Source organism: Exiguobacterium sp. HSB13 (genome assembly GCF_056764755.1).
On the sequence record NZ_JBUZOM010000001.1, the window covers coordinates 1,527,241 to 1,544,041 of the forward strand.

A 16,801-nucleotide genomic window follows, 5' to 3' on the forward strand; every position below is an offset into this window, starting at 1 on the left:
GGATTTTTTCATGATCTATCTCGATTACGCAGCGACGACTCCGCTGCATCCACAAGCACTCGATCATTATCAACAAGCCGCTCAGTCGTTCTACGGCAACAGTTCTTCTCTTCACGACATCGGTGGGGATGCTGAACGTTTACTCGAACGAGCCCGTCACTATCTGATGCAACAATTGGCTCAACAAGAAGGAACCGTTATCTTTACAGGGAGCGGATCAGAAGCGAATTACATCGCTTTGACACACTTGATGCGACAGAGTAACAAATCAGTTGTCTTGACACTTCGATGTGAACACGATTCGGTCTTGCTTCCGCTTGCGCGCTGGGCACAAGAAACACGGCACCTGTCTTTATTACCGGACGGAACGTTCGATTGGGAACAATTCGTCGCGACTTGTACGGACGAGATTGGTGTCGTCTCGATTCAACACGTCAATTCGGATACGGGTTTTCGCTTTCCCGTCGAACGAATTGCAGCTTACTGTCAATCGCGTGGGATTCTGTTTCATTGCGACGGGGTCCAAGGATTCTTAAAAGACGACATCCATATTGACGCCTTTGATGCGTACACGATGAGTAGTCACAAGGTCTATGGACCTAAAGGGTTGGGCGCCCTGTATCTGCGACGACCACTCTTCAGTCCTTACTACGAAGGTCATCACGAATTCGGGATCCGTCCTGGTACAGTCGATGTTCCGGGAATTGCAGCCTTCATCGCTGCCTGTGAAGCCACGCGACTAGAAAATCCAGGAATCCAAGCTTCAAGTCGTCGATTTCGTGGTATGCTAAAAAAAACATTGTCTTCGTCTCGTTACGTGATCATCGAGTCCCCGACGCAACTGGCTTCCATCTGTGCCATCCATACGAAACAACGGGACGGTCAATACGTGTTGCTCGCCTTGAATCGTGCTGGAATCGCCGTTTCTGCTGGTAGTGCTTGTCGGGCTGGAGAAAATGGTCCGAATGCGACATTACGTGCCATCGGCTATGACGAATCGGCGGCTCATGGGTTGATTCGACTCAGTTTTGGAAGACACACGACGAACGAAGAAATCGAACAGTGCATTGATGTGTTGAACACAATTTCATGACACTGGAGAAAGGTAGGAGACATGATGGGGAAACGCATCTCCGGAGAAGAACGCCGGAAATCATTACTTCGTATGATTGAGGAAAGTGAGCAACCTGTCACAGGAACGGCACTGGCGAAACAAGCAGGTGTCAGTCGCCAAGTGATCGTGCAGGATTTATCATTGTTAAAGGCAAAAGGATATCCTGTCATCGCGACAGCTCGTGGCTATTTCATCAATGATCCGGAAGTCGACGGCTCAAAATTACGCCGCAAGATCGTTTGCCGTCACGGCATCGATCAGTTAAAGGATGAGTGTGACGCCATCGTTGACGAAGGGGTCGTCGTCCGCGATGTCATCATCGAACATCCCGTCTACGGCTTCATCACTGGAGAATTGATGCTAAAAAGCCGCCGAGATGTCCGCGTATTGCTCGAGCAGTTAAAGGAGACGCAAGCCACCCCGCTGTCGAGCTTGACGGACGGAGTCCATATTCATACGCTGGAAGCGGATCATGAAGAAGCACTAGAAGCAGCCATCGCAAAACTCGATCGTCTCGGAATTCTCGTTTCGGAGCTCGATGTCTGAACAATAAAAAACCGCCTATTCCCAAGGAATAAGCGGTTTTTTTATCGTTCAATCGGTTCAAGTCGTGTCTCCGACATCGTAGATGGCGGATCAAACGTTGCTAAGACTTTGCGGACGCGTCGGTTTTCGATATGCAAGACCGTCAACGTGACACGTTCATAACGCATCGCCGTTCCAACGTCCGGCAATTGTCCGCTCTCCTCCATGATCCATCCCCCGAGTGACTGGGCATCGGTGTCTGGCATCGTCAATTGAAATTGCTGACAGAAGTCTTCAATGTCATACTCTGCTAGACATTCGTATTGCTCTGGACCAATCCGTTTCGTATATTCCAATGATTCATCGTGTTCATCCCAAATCTCCCCGACGATTTCTTCTAAAATATCCTCAAGGGTGATCAGACCTGCCGTCCCTCCGAATTCATCAAGGACGACTGCCATATGGGACTGCTTGACTTTGAGTTCCGGTAATAAATCCATCAATCGTGTCTGTGGTACGACGAACGATACCGGTCGAATCCATTCTCGGATATCGACAGAGCCGTTCTTCACATACGCACGCAGAAAGTCCCGCTCCGATAATACACCGATGACGTGATCAATCGAATCCTTATAGACCGGTAGACGAGAATAGCCACCCTTCTGGACCTCTGCAAGGATGTCTTCAAGCCGCGCATCAATATCGATTGCTTGAATGTCCATGCGAGGCGTCAACGCATCCTCGACCGTCGCATGTTGAAAATCAACCGCTTGATGAACGAGTTCAGCCTCTGCAAGCCCCATGATCCCCTCTTCTTGACTGATATCAACGAGTGCCTTGAGTTCCTGTTCAGTCACGAGCGGTCCTTTCGGATCTGCTCCAATCAACCTTAGCGCTAACTGGCGTAAGCGGAGTAACAGGAAGACGAGTGGTCGAAAGCACAGTAAGAAGAAGCGCAGTGGACGTCCGATCAATAACACGTAACGTTCCGTATGTTCACGGGCATACGACTTTGGTATCAATTCCCCGAACAACAGCAACAGGAAAAACAGCGCAAGAAAGGCAATGGTTTGTGTCGCGATCGTCTCGACGAACTGGATGATCCACCAGCCACCAAATAAGATAAAAGCGACGTTGACGATCGTGTTTCCAATCAAAATCGACGTCAGTGTCTCTTCGTAACGTTGAAGTAAACGAAATACACGGGACGCACGCGCGTCCCCTGCTTCCGACTGATGCAACAATCGCAACCGATTGACACTCGCGAGTGCCGTCTCGGCTGAGGAAAAGAATGCGGATAAGACGAGAATCGGAATTAACCAAACGAATGAAATCATGGGCAATGGGTCCACGATGCTTTCACACTCCGTTTCCTAATGGAATGAACCGCTTAGAAGGATGACTCGACGAATTCGAACTCGAAATCACGGATACGAACGACATCGCCGTCGATCGCACCAAGACGACGTAACTCTTCGTCGACACCCATTTGACGCAGTGTCCGAGCGAAACGTTTAATCGATTCTTCACGCATGAAGTTTGTCATCGTGAAGAGTTTTTCGATCCGTGGTCCTTTGATGACGAAGCAATCGTCTTCATCTTTCGAAATCGTAAAGCCGGCTTCAGGTGCTTCGTAACCGTAGACGACACGTGGTGTCGCTGTTTTCTCTTCGAGTTCCTCAAGACCAAATTCTGGTGTTGCATCGACGAGGTCCGCGATTCGGAATAACAGATCGCGTAATCCTTGACGTGTTGCTGCTGAAATCTCGAATACTTCAAGCTCTGGGAAAGCTTCCTTGAAGGCTTCAAGATGTTCTGCCGCATCCGGCATGTCCATCTTGTTCGCGACGACGACTTGCGGACGCTCTGTTAAGCGCAGGTTATAGTCTGCAAGTTCTTTATTGATGATGTTGTAGTCTTCGATTGGATCGCGGCCTTCCATCCCACTCATGTCGATGACGTGGACGATGACTTTCGTCCGCTCGACGTGGCGTAGGAACTGGTGACCGAGTCCGACACCTTCACTTGCGCCTTCAATCAATCCTGGCAAGTCAGCCATGACGAAGCTACGGCTATCTTCCGTTTCGACGACACCGATGTTCGGTGTGATCGTCGTGAAGTGATACGCGCCGATTTTCGGACGTGCTGCTGAAACGACTGATAACATCGTTGATTTTCCAACACTCGGGAAACCAACGAGACCAACGTCTGCTAGCATCTTCAGCTCAAGTTTCAAGTACTTCTCTTCTCCTGGCTCACCGTTTTCAGCGTGCTCAGGTGCTGGGTTGGCAGGTGTTGCAAAACGTGTATTCCCACGTCCGCCACGTCCACCTTTTGCGACGATCGCTTGTTGCCCGTGATGGACGAGGTCAGCGATGACTGCATTCGTATCGTCATCATAGACGACCGTACCCGGTGGGACCTTGACGATTAGGTGCTCGGCTTTACGACCGTGCATGCCTTTTGACATACCGTTTTCACCTTGAACTGCTTTAAAGTGACGTTTGTAACGGAAGTCCATCAATGTCCGAAGCCCTTCGTCGACTTCAAGGACGACGTGAGCCCCGTGACCACCGTCACCGCCGGCAGGACCGCCGTCCGGAACGTATTTCTCGCGACGGAACGCTACTTGCCCACGTCCTCCGTCACCTGCTTTTACATAAATATTTACCTGATCGACAAACATGTCGGATCCCTCCTCTTACTTCTCTTCCTCAAACGGAAGACTTTCAATCTCAATCACACACTCATTTTCCGTCTGCGACTCGATTTCCATCGGCGTCACTAGATCCTCAAGGCGCGACATATCTAGTAGATCCCGATAGATCTCGATGGTCACGCCCTCGTGGAAGGTCACGGATACTTCTCCTACTCCTACATCAATCATGGCGATGGCTGCTTCGACGAGTTGCTTCAGCCGCTCATCTTCCATGTGGGGTGCTCCGATGACATCATACGTCACAGTTTTGCCTGACCATTCAGCTTGCAGTAACGCCAGTGCGGTTTTCGGCAATCCGATTCGCGCTAGACGTCCTTCCCGAGATGCTTGCTCCCGGTACGCCGAACAGATCGACTCGACTGCTTGTTCGTCTCCGATCGCGCCATACGAACGGACGAGTTGTATCCGGTTCAACCACTCGTGACGAAGAGTCTTCAAAAGATCAAGTACCTGCTGTTCCTCCATCGGTCGTTCCCTCCTAAAAAAAACAGACCCTAACCCTCGAAAGTGGCTAGAGTCTGCTTCGTCGATCCTTATGCTGGGTAAACGCTGACTTGTTTCTTGTCGCGTCCGAGACGTTCGAAACGAACGACACCAGTTGCAGTTGCGAAAAGTGTATCATCGCCACCACGTCCGACGTTCATACCTGGGTGAATCTTCGTACCGCGTTGACGGTAGAGGATTGAACCAGCAGAAACAGTTTGACCGTCTGCACGTTTCGCCCCAAGGCGTTTCGATTGCGAGTCACGACCGTTCTTTGTCGAACCTACCCCTTTTTTCGATGCGAAGAACTGAAGATTAAGTTTCAACATGTGGAATCCACCTCCTATACTTGTTCAAGTTGGATAAACTCACCGTAACTTTCAGCGATGGTACCAAGCTGGACCAAAGTCGCTTCCAGTAACAATTGGGTGCGTTCACTGACATCCGGTGCTAAGTCAGCGTACGGTTCTACATAAAAGTAGCCACCCTCTTGTTGTTCTGCCATTTCAAGGAGCAGGACCTGCCCGAGTAATGCTTCTATGGCATTGTATGCCCCGAAGATCACCGACGAGACGCCGGCACAGACAAGGTCGAGACCTGGTTCTGCGAACTCGGCATGTCCTGTCACTTCGATAGAGCGGACGAGTTCCGCTTCATCTCGTCGAATCTTGACACGTATCATGGCTTACGCTTCGATTTTCTCGATGCGGACCTTCGTGTAAGGTTGACGGTGACCTTGCTTACGACGGTAGTTCTTTTTCGCTTTCATTTTGAAGACAGTGATCTTTTTCGCGCGAGCGTGTTTGATGACCGTTGCTACGACCTTCGCACCTTCTACGAGTGGAGCGCCGACTTTAACATCGTCACCACCAAGGATCAATACTTCACCAAATTCAACTGTGCTGTCGACGTCTGCGTTTAATTTCTCAACGTAGATTTCTTGGCCAGCTTCGACTTTGACTTGTTTACCACCAGTTTTGATAATTGCGTACATTACGTGCACCTCCTCTTAGGAACTCAGACTCGCCATCACGGGCAGCGGATGCTTTAAAACCCGGTCTGTGCGGTTGTAGTCATTTGGGTGCTTCCAAACGAACTAACGTTATTCAGAATACCAAACGTTCTTCTACCTTGTCAATGCTGTTCTGAAGGATTATTCCGATCGCTTGATGAAATCGAGACAGTCCTGTGACGACCCCGTGAACAGGACCGCTGGATCGCCTTCGAGCACATGGACTTCGAGCGGTTGACGAGAGATGAATTCGTCTTGCAACAGATGCCGTGGTGCGCGAATCACGACCGCTTCCGCATAGGTCGCAATCTCAAGTAACTTCGGTTCAATCAAGCGATAGACACTCAATCGCGTCCACTGCCCAGATTCCTGTGAGCGTTCCTGTAGCGATTTCCCGTGACGTTGTCGTGTCAGTTCGCATAAGCCCATCTTCGTAAAGCCATAGACTTCGATTTGTTTCGTCTCGAGCGCCGCTCGTTCTTTGAGGAGTTGCGTCACCCGTGTCTGACCTTTACTAGAGCCACGTAAAAAATCGATCGCAATCATACCGCTAATGTTGCGCAACCGTAATTGGCGCATGACTTCGACGGCAGCCGCTTCATTGATTTGATCAAACGTCCGCTTTTGTTCCTTGACGGAGATCGTCTTCCCACTGTTGACGTCGATGACGGTCATCGTCTCGACTTCTTCAATCAAGAGATACGCCCCACCGTCAAGCCAGACGACCCGTTGCATCGCCTTCTCGATTGCGCCATCGATCGCTTCCATCTCAGGTAAGCGTCCTTTTCGTAGCGACCGTTCGACGGACAGACCAAGCAATTCGAGGCGTTCCTTTTCCTGACGCGTCATGACGAGCGCATCGGTGACATGTGGAAGTCGTTTTGCTTCCTGAACGATCAGTGCCTCGTCTTGTTCAAGACGCGGTGCCTGCATGAGTTCTTTATGTCGTGTCCGTAATGACTGAAGCTCTTGCTTCAATTCGTCAATTGATGCTTTTGCTGCCTCTGTCCGGTAGAGAATCCCCTCTTCGTCCGTCGTCGTCAATTGCTCCGCCAGTTGACGCTGAACGACGAGATCCAGCTTTCGACTGAAACGGATGCGTCGCCCGTACGGGAAATAAACGAGATAACGTCCACCATAGGTGATGTTCTGCGTCACTTTGTGTTGCTTCGGTGCGACTCCTTCCTTGACGACTTGGACAAGTAACGTCTGTCCGACTTGGACGGCTTGCCCAATCGTCGGTACGTCCGGATAGCGACGAAGTGCTTCCAGCGTTTCATTCAGCGGTAAGTAAAGCGGTGTACCGTCAGTCGCGATCAAAAAGGCTGCTCCGAGCGTCGGGTGCAACCGGTCGACCTTGGCATAGACGAAAGTGCCAACCCGAATCTCGTCACGCATCCGCTCATGATATTCAATCAATCGACCGCCTTCGACCAATGCCAATCGTTCGAGTGAAGCGGTCTGTTCACTAATCCATCGCATACTGATCCCTCCAAAAAAATTAGACTAGGCGCGACGATGTCGTCCTAGTCTAATTTCCCATTCTTATTTCATCCCAAGCATCTTCTTCAATTTAACGAAGAATCCTTTTTGTGGTTGTTCATTTAAATCAAGCAGTGGTACAGATTCTCCAAGAATCCGGCGGGCAATGTTCCGGTACCCGAGTCCAGCCCGGTTATCCGGATTCATCGTCACAGGTACACCGCGGTGTGAAGCAGCGATGACTTCTTCATCATCGATGATCAGACCAAGCAAATCGATCGAAAGGATACGCATGATCTCATCGATGTCGAGCATGTCACCTGATGCCATCATGTGTGAACGCACACGGTTGATGACGAGTTTCGGAACGATGTTACGTTCTGAGCGTTCGAGCATCCCGATGATCCGGTCCGCATCCTGAACGGCTGCTTTTTCCGGTGTCGTCACGACGACGGCTTCATCGGCTCCAGCGATTGCATTCATGAAGCCTTGCTCGATTCCTGCAGGGCAATCGATCAAGACGAAGTCGTATTCGAGTTTCAGTGTATCGATGATTGCCTTCACCTGTTCGGGTGTGACGGAGGACTTATCCTTTGATTGAGCAGCAGGCAACAGATACATCTCTTCAAAACGTTTATCGCGGACGAGTGCTTGGTGCAACTTACATTGCCCTGTCACGACGTCAACGATGTTATAGATACTCCGGTTATCGAGACCAAGCACGATATCCAGATTACGTAACCCGATATCCGTATCAACGAGGCAAACGGAATGTCCCATCAATGCAAGTGCTGTTCCGATGTTTGCAGTCGTCGTTGTCTTTCCGACGCCACCTTTACCGGATGTGACGACGATGGCGCGTCCCATGTTCGTCTTCGCCTCCATATGTACCTGTTCTTTCACTTGTTCCATATCCGTCACCCTCTTTCACTATCAATCGCAAACTGATCCATCCGCGCGAGCGGAACGGTTTGAAGGCGGGAGAATTCGACCCCGTCTTCGCCTAAAAATGCACAACCCATATCGAGAGCTGGAATCGGTGCGTCGTCCGGTTCTTCGTGGACGGTGCCAGCGACTGCGACCCACTTCGGCTGCAATACACTCGCCGCAATGACGGCTTCCGCATTGCCACCTTTTCCTGCATGAACGGTACCACGTAAAGCACCGAGACAATAGATACTTCCTGTCGCATGGACGACCGCACCTGGATTGATATCTCCGATGATGACGATCGAGCCTTCGACGTCTAATACGTGCCCACTGCGTGCCGTTCCACCGAAGTAATGAAACGTTCGCTCTCCGTACAAGGCTTTTGCCTCGTCCTTCGTGATGCACTCACTGTCATAGCCTTTGAAAGAGAAGGAATCATGTCGCGCGACGATAGATTCGACGGCCGTCAACACTCCTTCATCGACATAACGTCGACCGAAGAAGAAGGTAATCGGTACGGCGCGTCCGTTCTCGACGGATTTGTCCGCAAGCGTCAACTCTAAATCGTCAAGAAATTCATCCACACTGCACCTTTCATTCACATAGACGGCGAGGCCACCACGATGACCTTTCATCGTTACATAACGTTTACGCTCAATCATGACTCATCCTCTTTTCTCGTCAAGGGTCGACTGCACGAGTCGGGTCATCGGATAATACAGGATGATGATCCCGATCAGCTGGGCAACCAGACTCCTTGGAATGATCTGTGTCGCGAGTTCCTGGAAAGAGACTCCGACACCTACGACCGAAGCCGTGAAGAAATATATATCGAGCTCATACAAAATGGCACTGAACGTGAACGTGACAAGAATCGTCAATACGTTCTCCTTTACATATTTTAGCACGAAGCTACTAAAAAGCGGAATGGCGGATAACGCAAATAAGTAAATGCCGATGATATCCGAGTACACGAAATCATACAGCAATCCAAAAACGAGTCCGAATCCGAGTGCCTGTTCAAGTTTTCCGTACCGACCGAGGAACATCAAGCCGATCAATGTCGCATGGATAACGTACGGTGAACCGTCTCCGAGTGGTCCCGCGAACAACGTTCCTTCTAAGATAAAAAGAAGGAACACGGCGAAAAACAACTTAACGTTATTCACGAGTGTCCCCTCCCTTATCGGTCTCAGCGAAAGGTTCCTTCGCTTCGCGCTCAATCACGAAAACATGACCGAACTGTTCGAAGTCTGCTGCCGGTTTGACGTATGCGATTTTCGAAGCCCCATACTGATCGGCTTTCACTTCCTCGATTTTTCCGATGACAATTCCGCTCGGATACTTCCCACCGAGACCGGATGTCGTAACGGTCTGCCCTTTTTTCAGCTTCGCATCATTCGGAATTTTCGTGAACTTGAGTAATTTCGTTTCTTCATCAAAGCCTTCGATCGTACCGAAGACTCCTTTTCCTTTCGTATCATCTGCCGTTGCCGAGACGTTATTCGTCCGACTCGTATCCGACATCAGCTGCACGAGGGATGTATAAGCGCTCGCCTGGATGACGCGACCGATCAGTCCATCTGCTGTTACGACGGCCATGTTCGCCTTGACCCCTTTTTGTTCGCCGATATTAATCGTGACGAACCGTTGCCATTCGGACGATGTCCGACCGATCATCTCTGCCGGTAACAACTTGTAGTCGCGAATCGATCCATTCAGGTCGAGCATATCTTTCAATTCTTTATTCTCACGTTCCAGATCACGAACTTTGACGGCATTGCCGGCATAGTCACTTAAACGTGATTTCAAGTGTTCGTTCTCTTTGTACACGTCACGCACTTCTTTAATCGAAGTGACCGTATCATCAATCCAGCCAATCGGTGTCGCGAAAAGGCGTTGACCGACGCCCACGGTATCACGCACGAAGCTTTGATACCAGTGGGATTGGTTACGCCCTTGTAGCGAAATCCCGATCAAGATCACCAAAAGGAGAAAACTAAGGAGTGTGATGAGCAGTTTTCGATTATTTAAAAATCGCTTCATCGCTCATCCCGTCCTTATCTTTTTTGCGAGATGCCTGATTTCGAACGAAGAACATTCATCATCTCGAGTGATTTTCCTGTACCGATCGCGACACAATCGAGTGCATTTTCTGCAACGAGCGTCAAAATACGTGTTTCGTCTTCGATGACAGCGTCGAGGTTCTTCAAAAGTGCCCCACCGCCTGTCAAGACGATTCCGCGGTCCATGACGTCTGCTGATAATTCAGGAGGCGTCTGCTCAAGCGTGTGCTTGACACCTGCAAGAATCGCTTCGACCGTATCTGAGAGTGCGTCACAAATTTCTGCACTTGTGACTTCAATCTGTTTCGGAAGACCTGTGACGAGATCACGTCCACGGATTTCCATCGTTTCGTTTTCTGATTCTTCATCGATGCGAGCGTAACCGATCGTCATTTTCAACGTCTCAGCTGTCCGCTCCCCGATCATCAAGTTGTATTTCGATTTGATGTAACGAATGATCGACTCATCCATCTCATCACCACCGACACGGATCGATTGGCTCGTAACGATACCACCGAGTGAGATGACAGCAACTTCTGTCGTACCACCACCGATATCAACGACCATCGAGCCTGTTGGTTCTGAAACCGGAAGACCCGCTCCGATTGCTGCTGCGAATGGTTCTTCGATCGTGTACGCTTCACGCGCACCTGCAAGTTTCGCTGCATCTTCGACCGCACGTTTTTCGACCGATGTGATTCCACTTGGTACACAGATCATGACGTTCGTCTTAGAAGAGAACAAGCCTTTTTTCTTTGAAGCTTGATCCATGAAATATTTGATCATCGTAGCGGTTGTTTCATAATCCGCGATAACCCCGTCTTTCATCGGGCGTCGTGCAGTCACGTTACCCGGCGTACGACCGATCATGTTTTTTGCCGCGTTACCGACAGCTTCAATTTTCCCTGTATCCGTACGGAAGGCGACGACGGACGGTTCACGAACGACGATTCCCTGCCCCTTTACATACACAAGCGTGTTAGCCGTACCTAAGTCAATGCCGATTTCACGGCTGAATGATCCAAACATTATTCAAAAAACCCCTCTCTGAGAATACACTTCACTAATTATAACGGAAAAGCCTTCATTGGAAAGCGTTAAAACGTTACAGCTTGTTTACAGTTCGCCTTAGAAAACACACAAAAAAACGTCTGACGGAAAGAATCAAAGCTTTCCCTTCAGACGTTATTCTTACATAAATCCGCGCTGTTTCATACTAATAAATTGTCCATGCCCGATGATAATGTGGTCAAGACAACTGATTCCAATGAGTCGTCCCGTCTCAACAAGTCGCTCGGATACCTCGATATCTTCACGACTTGGCGTCGGGTCACCGGACGGATGATTGTGGACGGCAATGAAGTTCGCAGCCGAGCAGCGAATCGCTTCCCGGAAGACGTCTCGCGGGTGGACGATTGACGTGTTCAATCCTCCAATAAATAACGTCTTTTTCGAGACGACCTCATTTTTCGTATTCAAATACAGGCAGATGAAATGTTCCTGTTGATAGAGGCGCATCTCTTCTAACAACAGTTCGGCGGCGTCTTCCGGTGAACGGATCGTCGGTCGCACCCATTTGGGTTCCGTGACGAGCCGTCGACCGAGTTCCAGTCCAGCCATGATTTGTAGTGCCTTCGCCTTCCCGACCCCCGGTGCTTTTTCGAGCCCACCGACTCCGGCTGCCTCGAGTTCGATCAATGAAGGATAGATCTGCAGTAATTCTTCCGCGATTTCAAGCGGTGTCCGGTCGCGCGTCCCACTTCGGACGAGACACGCCAGCAACTCGACTGTCGTCGCTTGTGCCAAGCCTTTCAACTGAACCATATCCTTCGGCCATTCAATCACAGCATCCGACCTCTCTGTTTCAGGATTACGCAAACATCGGCTTGATGTCAAAGGACGCGAGACGTTTTGTGATCTCATGGATCGGCAGTCCAACGACATTATAATAGTCGCCTTCAATCGTCTCGACGAACAGACCACCCATTGCTTGGATGCCATAGCCGCCCGCTTTATCATAGGGCTCGCTCGTCGCGATATAGCCTTCCATCCACTCGTCTGGCAATGCACCAAAACGGACGTGCGTCGTCACGTCGAACGTCTCTTCCTTCTCCCCGAAGCGAATCGTCACGCCTGTCACGACTTCATGAGCGCATCCTGACAGACGCGCAAGCATCGCTCGCGCTTCAGAAATATTCGCCGGCTTCTCAAGAATCATGTCATCGATTGCGACGACCGTATCGGCAGCCAGAATGACACCATCTGCTGTAATCGCTCGCGCTTTCTTTTGCGATAGATGGCGAACGTATTCATGCGGTGACATCGGGTACGGCGCTTCTTCGACGACGTTCGCCGGTACGACTTCATGAGGAATTCCGATTTGTTGCAGGAGCTCCGTCCGGCGTGGTGAAGCCGACGCGAGAATCAAGTGTGGTTGCGTTATCATCAGTATCACGTTCTTTCCCGTTAATTTCGAATCGGATAATTCGAGTCATCGTTTAGTCTAACAAAAAACAAGCGGTCCCTAACAGTCTAGGAACCACTTGTTTTATCTTAATTTCCTGTCACATCGACAAACGGATCCGACTTCGGTGTCTTCTCCTCGAGTGGGGTTTGTTTATCCGGCGTCAACTTCGTCAAATCCGGACGATAATACGATTCGATCTCGACTGTGAACGAAAGCATCTCATCCTCAAGTAAGACCGTTCCACTGCCTGGACCCGGTTCTTCCGGTCCTGACAACTGGATTTGGCGTAAGACCGTGATTCGGTCCGTCCGTTCGATTTGCTTCAGGAATGCCATTAATTCAACATACGATGGGGCTTCGACTGTTAGTGATGCCGGAAGCGGTGTTGCATTCGCAGTGACCGGTGCTGCGACAGTTGGTTCAGCCTGATCTGATTCCGTCGCCATCGCTCTGTCAACAGCAGGCGTTGATGTCACCGGGGACTGCGGTGCTGTCTCTGTCGCCTGACCAAACGTGATCGACTGGACTTTGACACCGGCAATCTGACTTGACGCATTGATCGCATCGATGACGTCATCGTTTGATGCCGTCACCGGTACTTTTTGCTGCAAAAAGCTCGATTCAGCGACGTCGACTTTCTGTTCATTTGCTTTCGCTTGTTCGAGCACCATCTGTTCTCGCTTCAGCGTCGCTTCTTTTTCTTGTAACGTTTGATGCGTCATGTACGTCGTATAACCGAAGTAACCAACCGCACCGAGGACGATCAAGATCGTTAGACCGAGGAGGATGAAGCTACTATAACGTTTCAATTGTCCGGCACCTCCTCGATTTCAGTCGTTACATTTGGATCAGTCGTCCCTGTCGTCGAATCAGTCGAAGGAGTCGCTTCGGTTGAGCTATCCGTTTCCGATTCAGCTGGCTGATCTTCTTTTGGTACTTCCGGATCAGCCTCGTTCGTCTCGCCTTTGACGACTTCCGTCGGGTTGACGTTTAACGAGAATTGTCCAATATAACGGGGTTCTTCTGATTTAGCATCGTCAGACGGTGTAATTTCCGTCGTCGGGACTTCTTGTCCGGTCGTCGGATCAACCGTCGTTGTCGTGACGACGTCTGCCTTTTCGTTCATCGTTCGTGTCGTAACGCTCGCAAGATTCGTTCCTGAGAAGACTTTATCCGTCAGTAGCTCGCGATAAAAATCGTTCAGTTCATCAAGCGTCTCGAACTGGGTCGTCATCGTCACGGCATGATCTACACCGTACGCAAATTGAAGAATATAACCGCGCTCCGGTAGATAGCGGGTAATCCGTTCTAGTGTCGGCACGGCAGGACGTGGCGTCGTCTCAAGACCTTCGACCGTCTGTTTAAGTTGTGCGACTTCTTGCTTCGCCGATTGATCCGACTCCGACTGCAACTGACGAACGATCTGGATTTGATCATTCGTCGATTCGACGCGATCCGCGAATTGATCGGTTTGCCAATACAGATAGCCGCCGACAAGTCCGCCGAATAACAATAAAATGAGTGAAGCAACGAGCGGATATTTCGGGGCTTCGTCATTTTCCGGCAACAAGTTAATTCGGTCTTTTCGCGGTGAAGCAAGACCAGCAAGTGGTAAGTAGGCTCTTGGAATCGCCTGCCCGTCGATCGTCATCATGTCTGGAATCTCATCGAGACTTAAATCAAAGTTCGACCGGAAACGCGTCGCTAGTTCATCTCGGAACGGGAAGTCCCCAGCAAGGACGACGTTCGTGATCTCTCGTCCTTCGCGCGCGAGTGAAAAACGATAAAAATCGAGTACACGTGAGAACTCGAGTAACATTTCATCTAAGACAAGTTCAACCGTCGGATCATCCGAACGGTAACGGTAATGCAGCTGGTCGTCGATGACATCAACATCCCACGCGTCAGCCGCAAACGTATCAACGGAGCGAATCAGACGCGGAACGTGATCTTCGATGATGATCAGCTGATGGTTCGTCGCATTCGCATTCCAGATCAATAACGTATCAGCTTCCGTTGCGACCGGATGATGGGCTTCAATCCCGAAATAGGTCGCAAGCGGCTGTGGTTCAGCTGCGACTAGACGCAAATGCTTTTGTTTGAACAGTTGCGTATATTGCTTCAGCGCCTCGTTTGGCGCGGCATAGAGCATGATTTCTCGCTTGCCGTCTTCTTCCAGAACCGTGTAATCAAAATACGGTTCTTCAAACGGCAAGACGATACTATGTCCAATTTCCATGAACAGGTAGCCGCGAATTTGATTCGTCTCGATCGTCTCCGGAATATCGAGTTTCCGGGCGAGAACGAGTGAACCATCGAGCGCCAGCACCGCTTGCGAGCCACGTGGTACTTTCAGCTTCGTCAGTAACCCGTCAAAGATGAAATCAAGCGAGGCTTCCGGTTGCAACCAGCCTCCTTGCAATGTTCCCGGCGGCAGCGCGACGACTGCCCGGCGCTTGATGACGCCTTTTTTGACGACTGCACCGAAAATTGCGACATCGGTAAAATTAAAGTAAATATATGTACCTTTACGCCGTTGCGCCATATGTACGTTCTTCCTTTCTTAAAGCAGTAAATCGAGGTACCACGATACCCAATCATCCGCAAAATAATATGTCAGTAGTGTTCCGACAGCAATCGACGGAACGAAGGGAATTGGTTGTTTTCGTTTCACGCGTCCGAGTCCCAGTAACGTTAACCCAAGAACGGAACCAACGAATGCCGAGACGAACAAAGCAATGACGACGTGAAGCGGTCCGAGGAAGATTCCGAGCAGTCCGAACAGCTTGACATCCCCCGCCCCCATACCACGCCGAGAAGCAAGAAAGATGACGAACAATAGAACGAATCCGACGATTCCACCAATAATTGGATTATACCAGTTTTCGAGTGGAGAAAGGTAGCGCACAATCAAGGCAATCGGCAAAAAGATGAGCAAAATTTTATTCGGGATCAGCATGTAGGCTAAGTCCGACATCGTTAAGATGAACAGCAAGCTCGTCAGGACGAGCGTCAAGGCGAGTTCCATCGACCAGCCGAACTGCCAGAAGGCATAGGCGTAAAGAATTCCTCCAAGTAATTCAAGCGCTGGATACTTGATTGAAATCGGTTGTCCGCAAGAGCGGCACTTCCCACCGAGCACAGCGTAACCGAGTACCGGTGTTAGTTCGAGCGGTCCAAGAACATGTCCGCACGTCGGACAATGGGAGCGCGGATGAACAATCGACTCCCCGACCGGAACGCGCAGACCGACGACGTTCGTAAACGACGTGATGAGTAAGCCTAACAAGAAAAAATAAACCGTGAAGACGATCGTCATGACACGACCTCCCTTTCAAAAAAGTTCAGAAAAAAACCCCCGAGGAGGGGGTAAGGATTATTCTACTGTAACTTCAGCTCGTTTTAACTTTCCTGGCTCAGCTCCAGTAAAGTACGTATTTCCTTTTTTAGCACTTAAAAGAGTAACTTCATAAGTAAATTTACCTTTAGACTCAGTTACAACTACATAGGAAGAAGCATATGGTTCATCTGAGTTCAACGAATCTTTCATTTCGTCAATATACTTATCTAGTGTATCTTCTTTAGGGTTTGTGCCTGCTGCTGCTTTTTCTTCAATATCAACGCCCTTGTCTTTAATACCAAGCTTAATCTTTTCACCCGGTTGCATCGGGTTTGCAGACGTATAAAGTTTTGCTGCTGCAACCAACTGCTTCGCATCCGAAACAACTGCATCTTTACGTGAGTTCTCAATCAATCCACCGATTGCGACGACAGCGATTGCTGCAATGATTCCTAAGATAACGACGACGACGAGTAACTCGATCAATGTCAACCCGCGCTCATCACGCATTTGTTTTGCATCTAACCAGATTTCTTTTAAACGTTCTACCATTACATTATGCCTCCCTAGTACTTTTTGACTGTTTTTGGCTAGTAGGTAATACTATCCAGACGAATACTATTATAGTAGCACCATATTTTTTGTAGATTATGTCTTTTTTTC

20 protein-coding genes and 1 other annotated feature are annotated in these 16,801 nt (G+C 49.7%); of the genes, 2 read left to right on the forward strand and 18 right to left on the reverse strand.

Features of this window, described 5'->3' with window-relative positions; translation table 11 throughout:
- Positions 1-10: 10 nt before the first annotated feature.
- Both ACZGCQ_RS08225 and ACZGCQ_RS08230 read left to right on the forward strand, forming a co-directional pair.
- A complete protein-coding gene (locus ACZGCQ_RS08225; RefSeq protein ID WP_481265994.1) occupies positions 11-1,093 on the forward strand; it encodes a cysteine desulfurase family protein in 1,083 nt (360 codons plus the stop codon).
- Positions 1,094-1,117: 24 nt separating this feature from the next.
- A complete protein-coding gene (locus ACZGCQ_RS08230; RefSeq protein ID WP_047393638.1) occupies positions 1,118-1,660 on the forward strand; it encodes a transcription repressor NadR in 543 nt (180 codons plus the stop codon).
- Between the two features lie 41 nt (positions 1,661-1,701).
- Here the strand turns inward: ACZGCQ_RS08230 and ACZGCQ_RS08235 are convergent, their stop codons facing one another.
- From ACZGCQ_RS08235 to ACZGCQ_RS08320, 18 genes are all read right to left on the reverse strand, one after another.
- Positions 1,702-2,976 (reverse strand): hemolysin family protein, encoded by a 1,275-nt coding sequence (locus tag ACZGCQ_RS08235; protein WP_481265995.1) that lies wholly within the window; start codon positions 2,974-2,976, stop codon positions 1,702-1,704.
- Between the two features lie 53 nt (positions 2,977-3,029).
- Positions 3,030-4,325, reverse strand: a complete 1,296-nt coding sequence (gene obgE / locus ACZGCQ_RS08240) for a GTPase ObgE (protein ID WP_023468943.1) — start codon at positions 4,323-4,325, stop codon at positions 3,030-3,032.
- A gap of 15 nt (positions 4,326-4,340) precedes the next feature.
- Positions 4,341-4,823, reverse strand: a complete 483-nt coding sequence (locus ACZGCQ_RS08245; protein ID WP_023468944.1) for a Spo0B domain-containing protein — start codon at positions 4,821-4,823, stop codon at positions 4,341-4,343.
- Between the two features lie 68 nt (positions 4,824-4,891).
- Complete coding sequence (rpmA, locus tag ACZGCQ_RS08250) at positions 4,892-5,170, reverse strand: 50S ribosomal protein L27 (RefSeq protein WP_012370976.1); 279 nt, start codon at positions 5,168-5,170, stop codon at positions 4,892-4,894.
- Positions 5,171-5,184: 14 nt separating this feature from the next.
- A complete protein-coding gene (locus tag ACZGCQ_RS08255) occupies positions 5,185-5,523 on the reverse strand; it encodes a ribosomal-processing cysteine protease Prp (RefSeq protein WP_023468945.1) in 339 nt (112 codons plus the stop codon).
- Between the two features lie 3 nt (positions 5,524-5,526).
- Entirely contained in the window at positions 5,527-5,835 is a 309-nt protein-coding gene (gene rplU, locus ACZGCQ_RS08260; protein WP_012370978.1) for a 50S ribosomal protein L21, read from the reverse strand.
- Between the two features lie 15 nt (positions 5,836-5,850).
- Positions 5,851-5,920 (reverse strand) — a sequence feature (ribosomal protein L21 leader region).
- Between the two features lie 74 nt (positions 5,921-5,994).
- Positions 5,995-7,335 (reverse strand): ribonuclease E/G, encoded by a 1,341-nt coding sequence (locus ACZGCQ_RS08265; protein ID WP_481265996.1) that lies wholly within the window; start codon positions 7,333-7,335, stop codon positions 5,995-5,997.
- Between the two features lie 63 nt (positions 7,336-7,398).
- Positions 7,399-8,202 carry a septum site-determining protein MinD gene (minD, locus tag ACZGCQ_RS08270; RefSeq protein WP_029342255.1) on the reverse strand — a complete coding sequence of 268 codons (804 nt, stop codon included), beginning with the start codon at positions 8,200-8,202 and terminating at the stop codon, positions 7,399-7,401.
- A gap of 50 nt (positions 8,203-8,252) precedes the next feature.
- The gene (locus ACZGCQ_RS08275; protein ID WP_029342256.1) at positions 8,253-8,927 is read right to left on the reverse strand and encodes a septum site-determining protein MinC; all 675 of its coding nucleotides are present in this window, start codon (positions 8,925-8,927) and stop codon (positions 8,253-8,255) included.
- 3 nt (positions 8,928-8,930) lie between these two features.
- A complete protein-coding gene (mreD, locus tag ACZGCQ_RS08280) occupies positions 8,931-9,434 on the reverse strand; it encodes a rod shape-determining protein MreD (protein WP_023468949.1) in 504 nt (167 codons plus the stop codon).
- Positions 9,427-10,311, reverse strand: a complete 885-nt coding sequence (mreC, locus tag ACZGCQ_RS08285; RefSeq protein ID WP_058703839.1) for a rod shape-determining protein MreC — start codon at positions 10,309-10,311, stop codon at positions 9,427-9,429. The genes mreD and mreC overlap by 8 nt, the downstream gene beginning before the upstream one ends.
- Positions 10,312-10,325: 14 nt before the next feature.
- Positions 10,326-11,360 (reverse strand): rod shape-determining protein, encoded by a 1,035-nt coding sequence (locus ACZGCQ_RS08290; protein WP_029342258.1) that lies wholly within the window; start codon positions 11,358-11,360, stop codon positions 10,326-10,328.
- Between the two features lie 162 nt (positions 11,361-11,522).
- Entirely contained in the window at positions 11,523-12,155 is a 633-nt protein-coding gene (gene radC / locus ACZGCQ_RS08295; RefSeq protein WP_481265997.1) for a RadC family protein, read from the reverse strand.
- A gap of 46 nt (positions 12,156-12,201) precedes the next feature.
- Positions 12,202-12,777, reverse strand: a complete 576-nt coding sequence (locus tag ACZGCQ_RS08300) for a Maf family protein (RefSeq protein ID WP_481265998.1) — start codon at positions 12,775-12,777, stop codon at positions 12,202-12,204.
- Positions 12,778-12,884: 107 nt separating this feature from the next.
- A complete protein-coding gene (locus tag ACZGCQ_RS08305) occupies positions 12,885-13,607 on the reverse strand; it encodes a RodZ family helix-turn-helix domain-containing protein (RefSeq protein ID WP_481265999.1) in 723 nt (240 codons plus the stop codon).
- Positions 13,604-15,343, reverse strand: coding sequence for a fimbrial assembly protein (locus ACZGCQ_RS08310; RefSeq protein WP_481266000.1), 1,740 nt, complete (start codon positions 15,341-15,343; stop codon positions 13,604-13,606). The genes ACZGCQ_RS08305 and ACZGCQ_RS08310 overlap by 4 nt, the downstream gene beginning before the upstream one ends.
- Before the next feature lie 18 nt (positions 15,344-15,361).
- Positions 15,362-16,117 carry a prepilin peptidase gene (locus ACZGCQ_RS08315; protein WP_214807561.1) on the reverse strand — a complete coding sequence of 252 codons (756 nt, stop codon included), beginning with the start codon at positions 16,115-16,117 and terminating at the stop codon, positions 15,362-15,364.
- Between the two features lie 57 nt (positions 16,118-16,174).
- The gene (locus tag ACZGCQ_RS08320) at positions 16,175-16,690 is read right to left on the reverse strand and encodes a type II secretion system protein (RefSeq protein WP_481266001.1); all 516 of its coding nucleotides are present in this window, start codon (positions 16,688-16,690) and stop codon (positions 16,175-16,177) included.
- Between the last annotated feature and the right edge of the window lie 111 nt (positions 16,691-16,801).

What these genes read in the sequence shown, in the direction of transcription:
- ACZGCQ_RS08225 (WP_481265994.1), top strand. Translation starts at nt 11, where the DNA reads ATGATCTATCTCGATTACGCAGCGACGACTCCGCTGCATCCACAAGCA.
- ACZGCQ_RS08230 (WP_047393638.1), top strand. Translation starts at nt 1,118, where the DNA reads ATGGGGAAACGCATCTCCGGAGAAGAACGCCGGAAATCATTACTTCGT.
- ACZGCQ_RS08235 (WP_481265995.1), bottom strand. Translation starts at nt 2,976, where the DNA reads ATGATTTCATTCGTTTGGTTAATTCCGATTCTCGTCTTATCCGCATTC.
- obgE (WP_023468943.1), bottom strand. Translation starts at nt 4,325, where the DNA reads ATGTTTGTCGATCAGGTAAATATTTATGTAAAAGCAGGTGACGGAGGA.
- ACZGCQ_RS08245 (WP_023468944.1), bottom strand. Translation starts at nt 4,823, where the DNA reads ATGGAGGAACAGCAGGTACTTGATCTTTTGAAGACTCTTCGTCACGAG.
- rpmA (WP_012370976.1), bottom strand. Translation starts at nt 5,170, where the DNA reads ATGTTGAAACTTAATCTTCAGTTCTTCGCATCGAAAAAAGGGGTAGGT.
- ACZGCQ_RS08255 (WP_023468945.1), bottom strand. Translation starts at nt 5,523, where the DNA reads ATGATACGTGTCAAGATTCGACGAGATGAAGCGGAACTCGTCCGCTCT.
- rplU (WP_012370978.1), bottom strand. Translation starts at nt 5,835, where the DNA reads ATGTACGCAATTATCAAAACTGGTGGTAAACAAGTCAAAGTCGAAGCT.
- ACZGCQ_RS08265 (WP_481265996.1), bottom strand. Translation starts at nt 7,335, where the DNA reads ATGCGATGGATTAGTGAACAGACCGCTTCACTCGAACGATTGGCATTG.
- minD (WP_029342255.1), bottom strand. Translation starts at nt 8,202, where the DNA reads ATGGGACGCGCCATCGTCGTCACATCCGGTAAAGGTGGCGTCGGAAAG.
- ACZGCQ_RS08275 (WP_029342256.1), bottom strand. Translation starts at nt 8,927, where the DNA reads ATGATTGAGCGTAAACGTTATGTAACGATGAAAGGTCATCGTGGTGGC.
- mreC (WP_058703839.1), bottom strand. Translation starts at nt 10,311, where the DNA reads ATGAAGCGATTTTTAAATAATCGAAAACTGCTCATCACACTCCTTAGT.
- ACZGCQ_RS08290 (WP_029342258.1), bottom strand. Translation starts at nt 11,360, where the DNA reads ATGTTTGGATCATTCAGCCGTGAAATCGGCATTGACTTAGGTACGGCT.
- radC (WP_481265997.1), bottom strand. Translation starts at nt 12,155, where the DNA reads ATGGTTCAGTTGAAAGGCTTGGCACAAGCGACGACAGTCGAGTTGCTG.
- ACZGCQ_RS08300 (WP_481265998.1), bottom strand. Translation starts at nt 12,777, where the DNA reads ATGATAACGCAACCACACTTGATTCTCGCGTCGGCTTCACCACGCCGG.
- ACZGCQ_RS08310 (WP_481266000.1), bottom strand. Translation starts at nt 15,343, where the DNA reads ATGGCGCAACGGCGTAAAGGTACATATATTTACTTTAATTTTACCGAT.
- ACZGCQ_RS08315 (WP_214807561.1), bottom strand. Translation starts at nt 16,117, where the DNA reads ATGACGATCGTCTTCACGGTTTATTTTTTCTTGTTAGGCTTACTCATC.
- ACZGCQ_RS08320 (WP_481266001.1), bottom strand. Translation starts at nt 16,690, where the DNA reads ATGGTAGAACGTTTAAAAGAAATCTGGTTAGATGCAAAACAAATGCGT.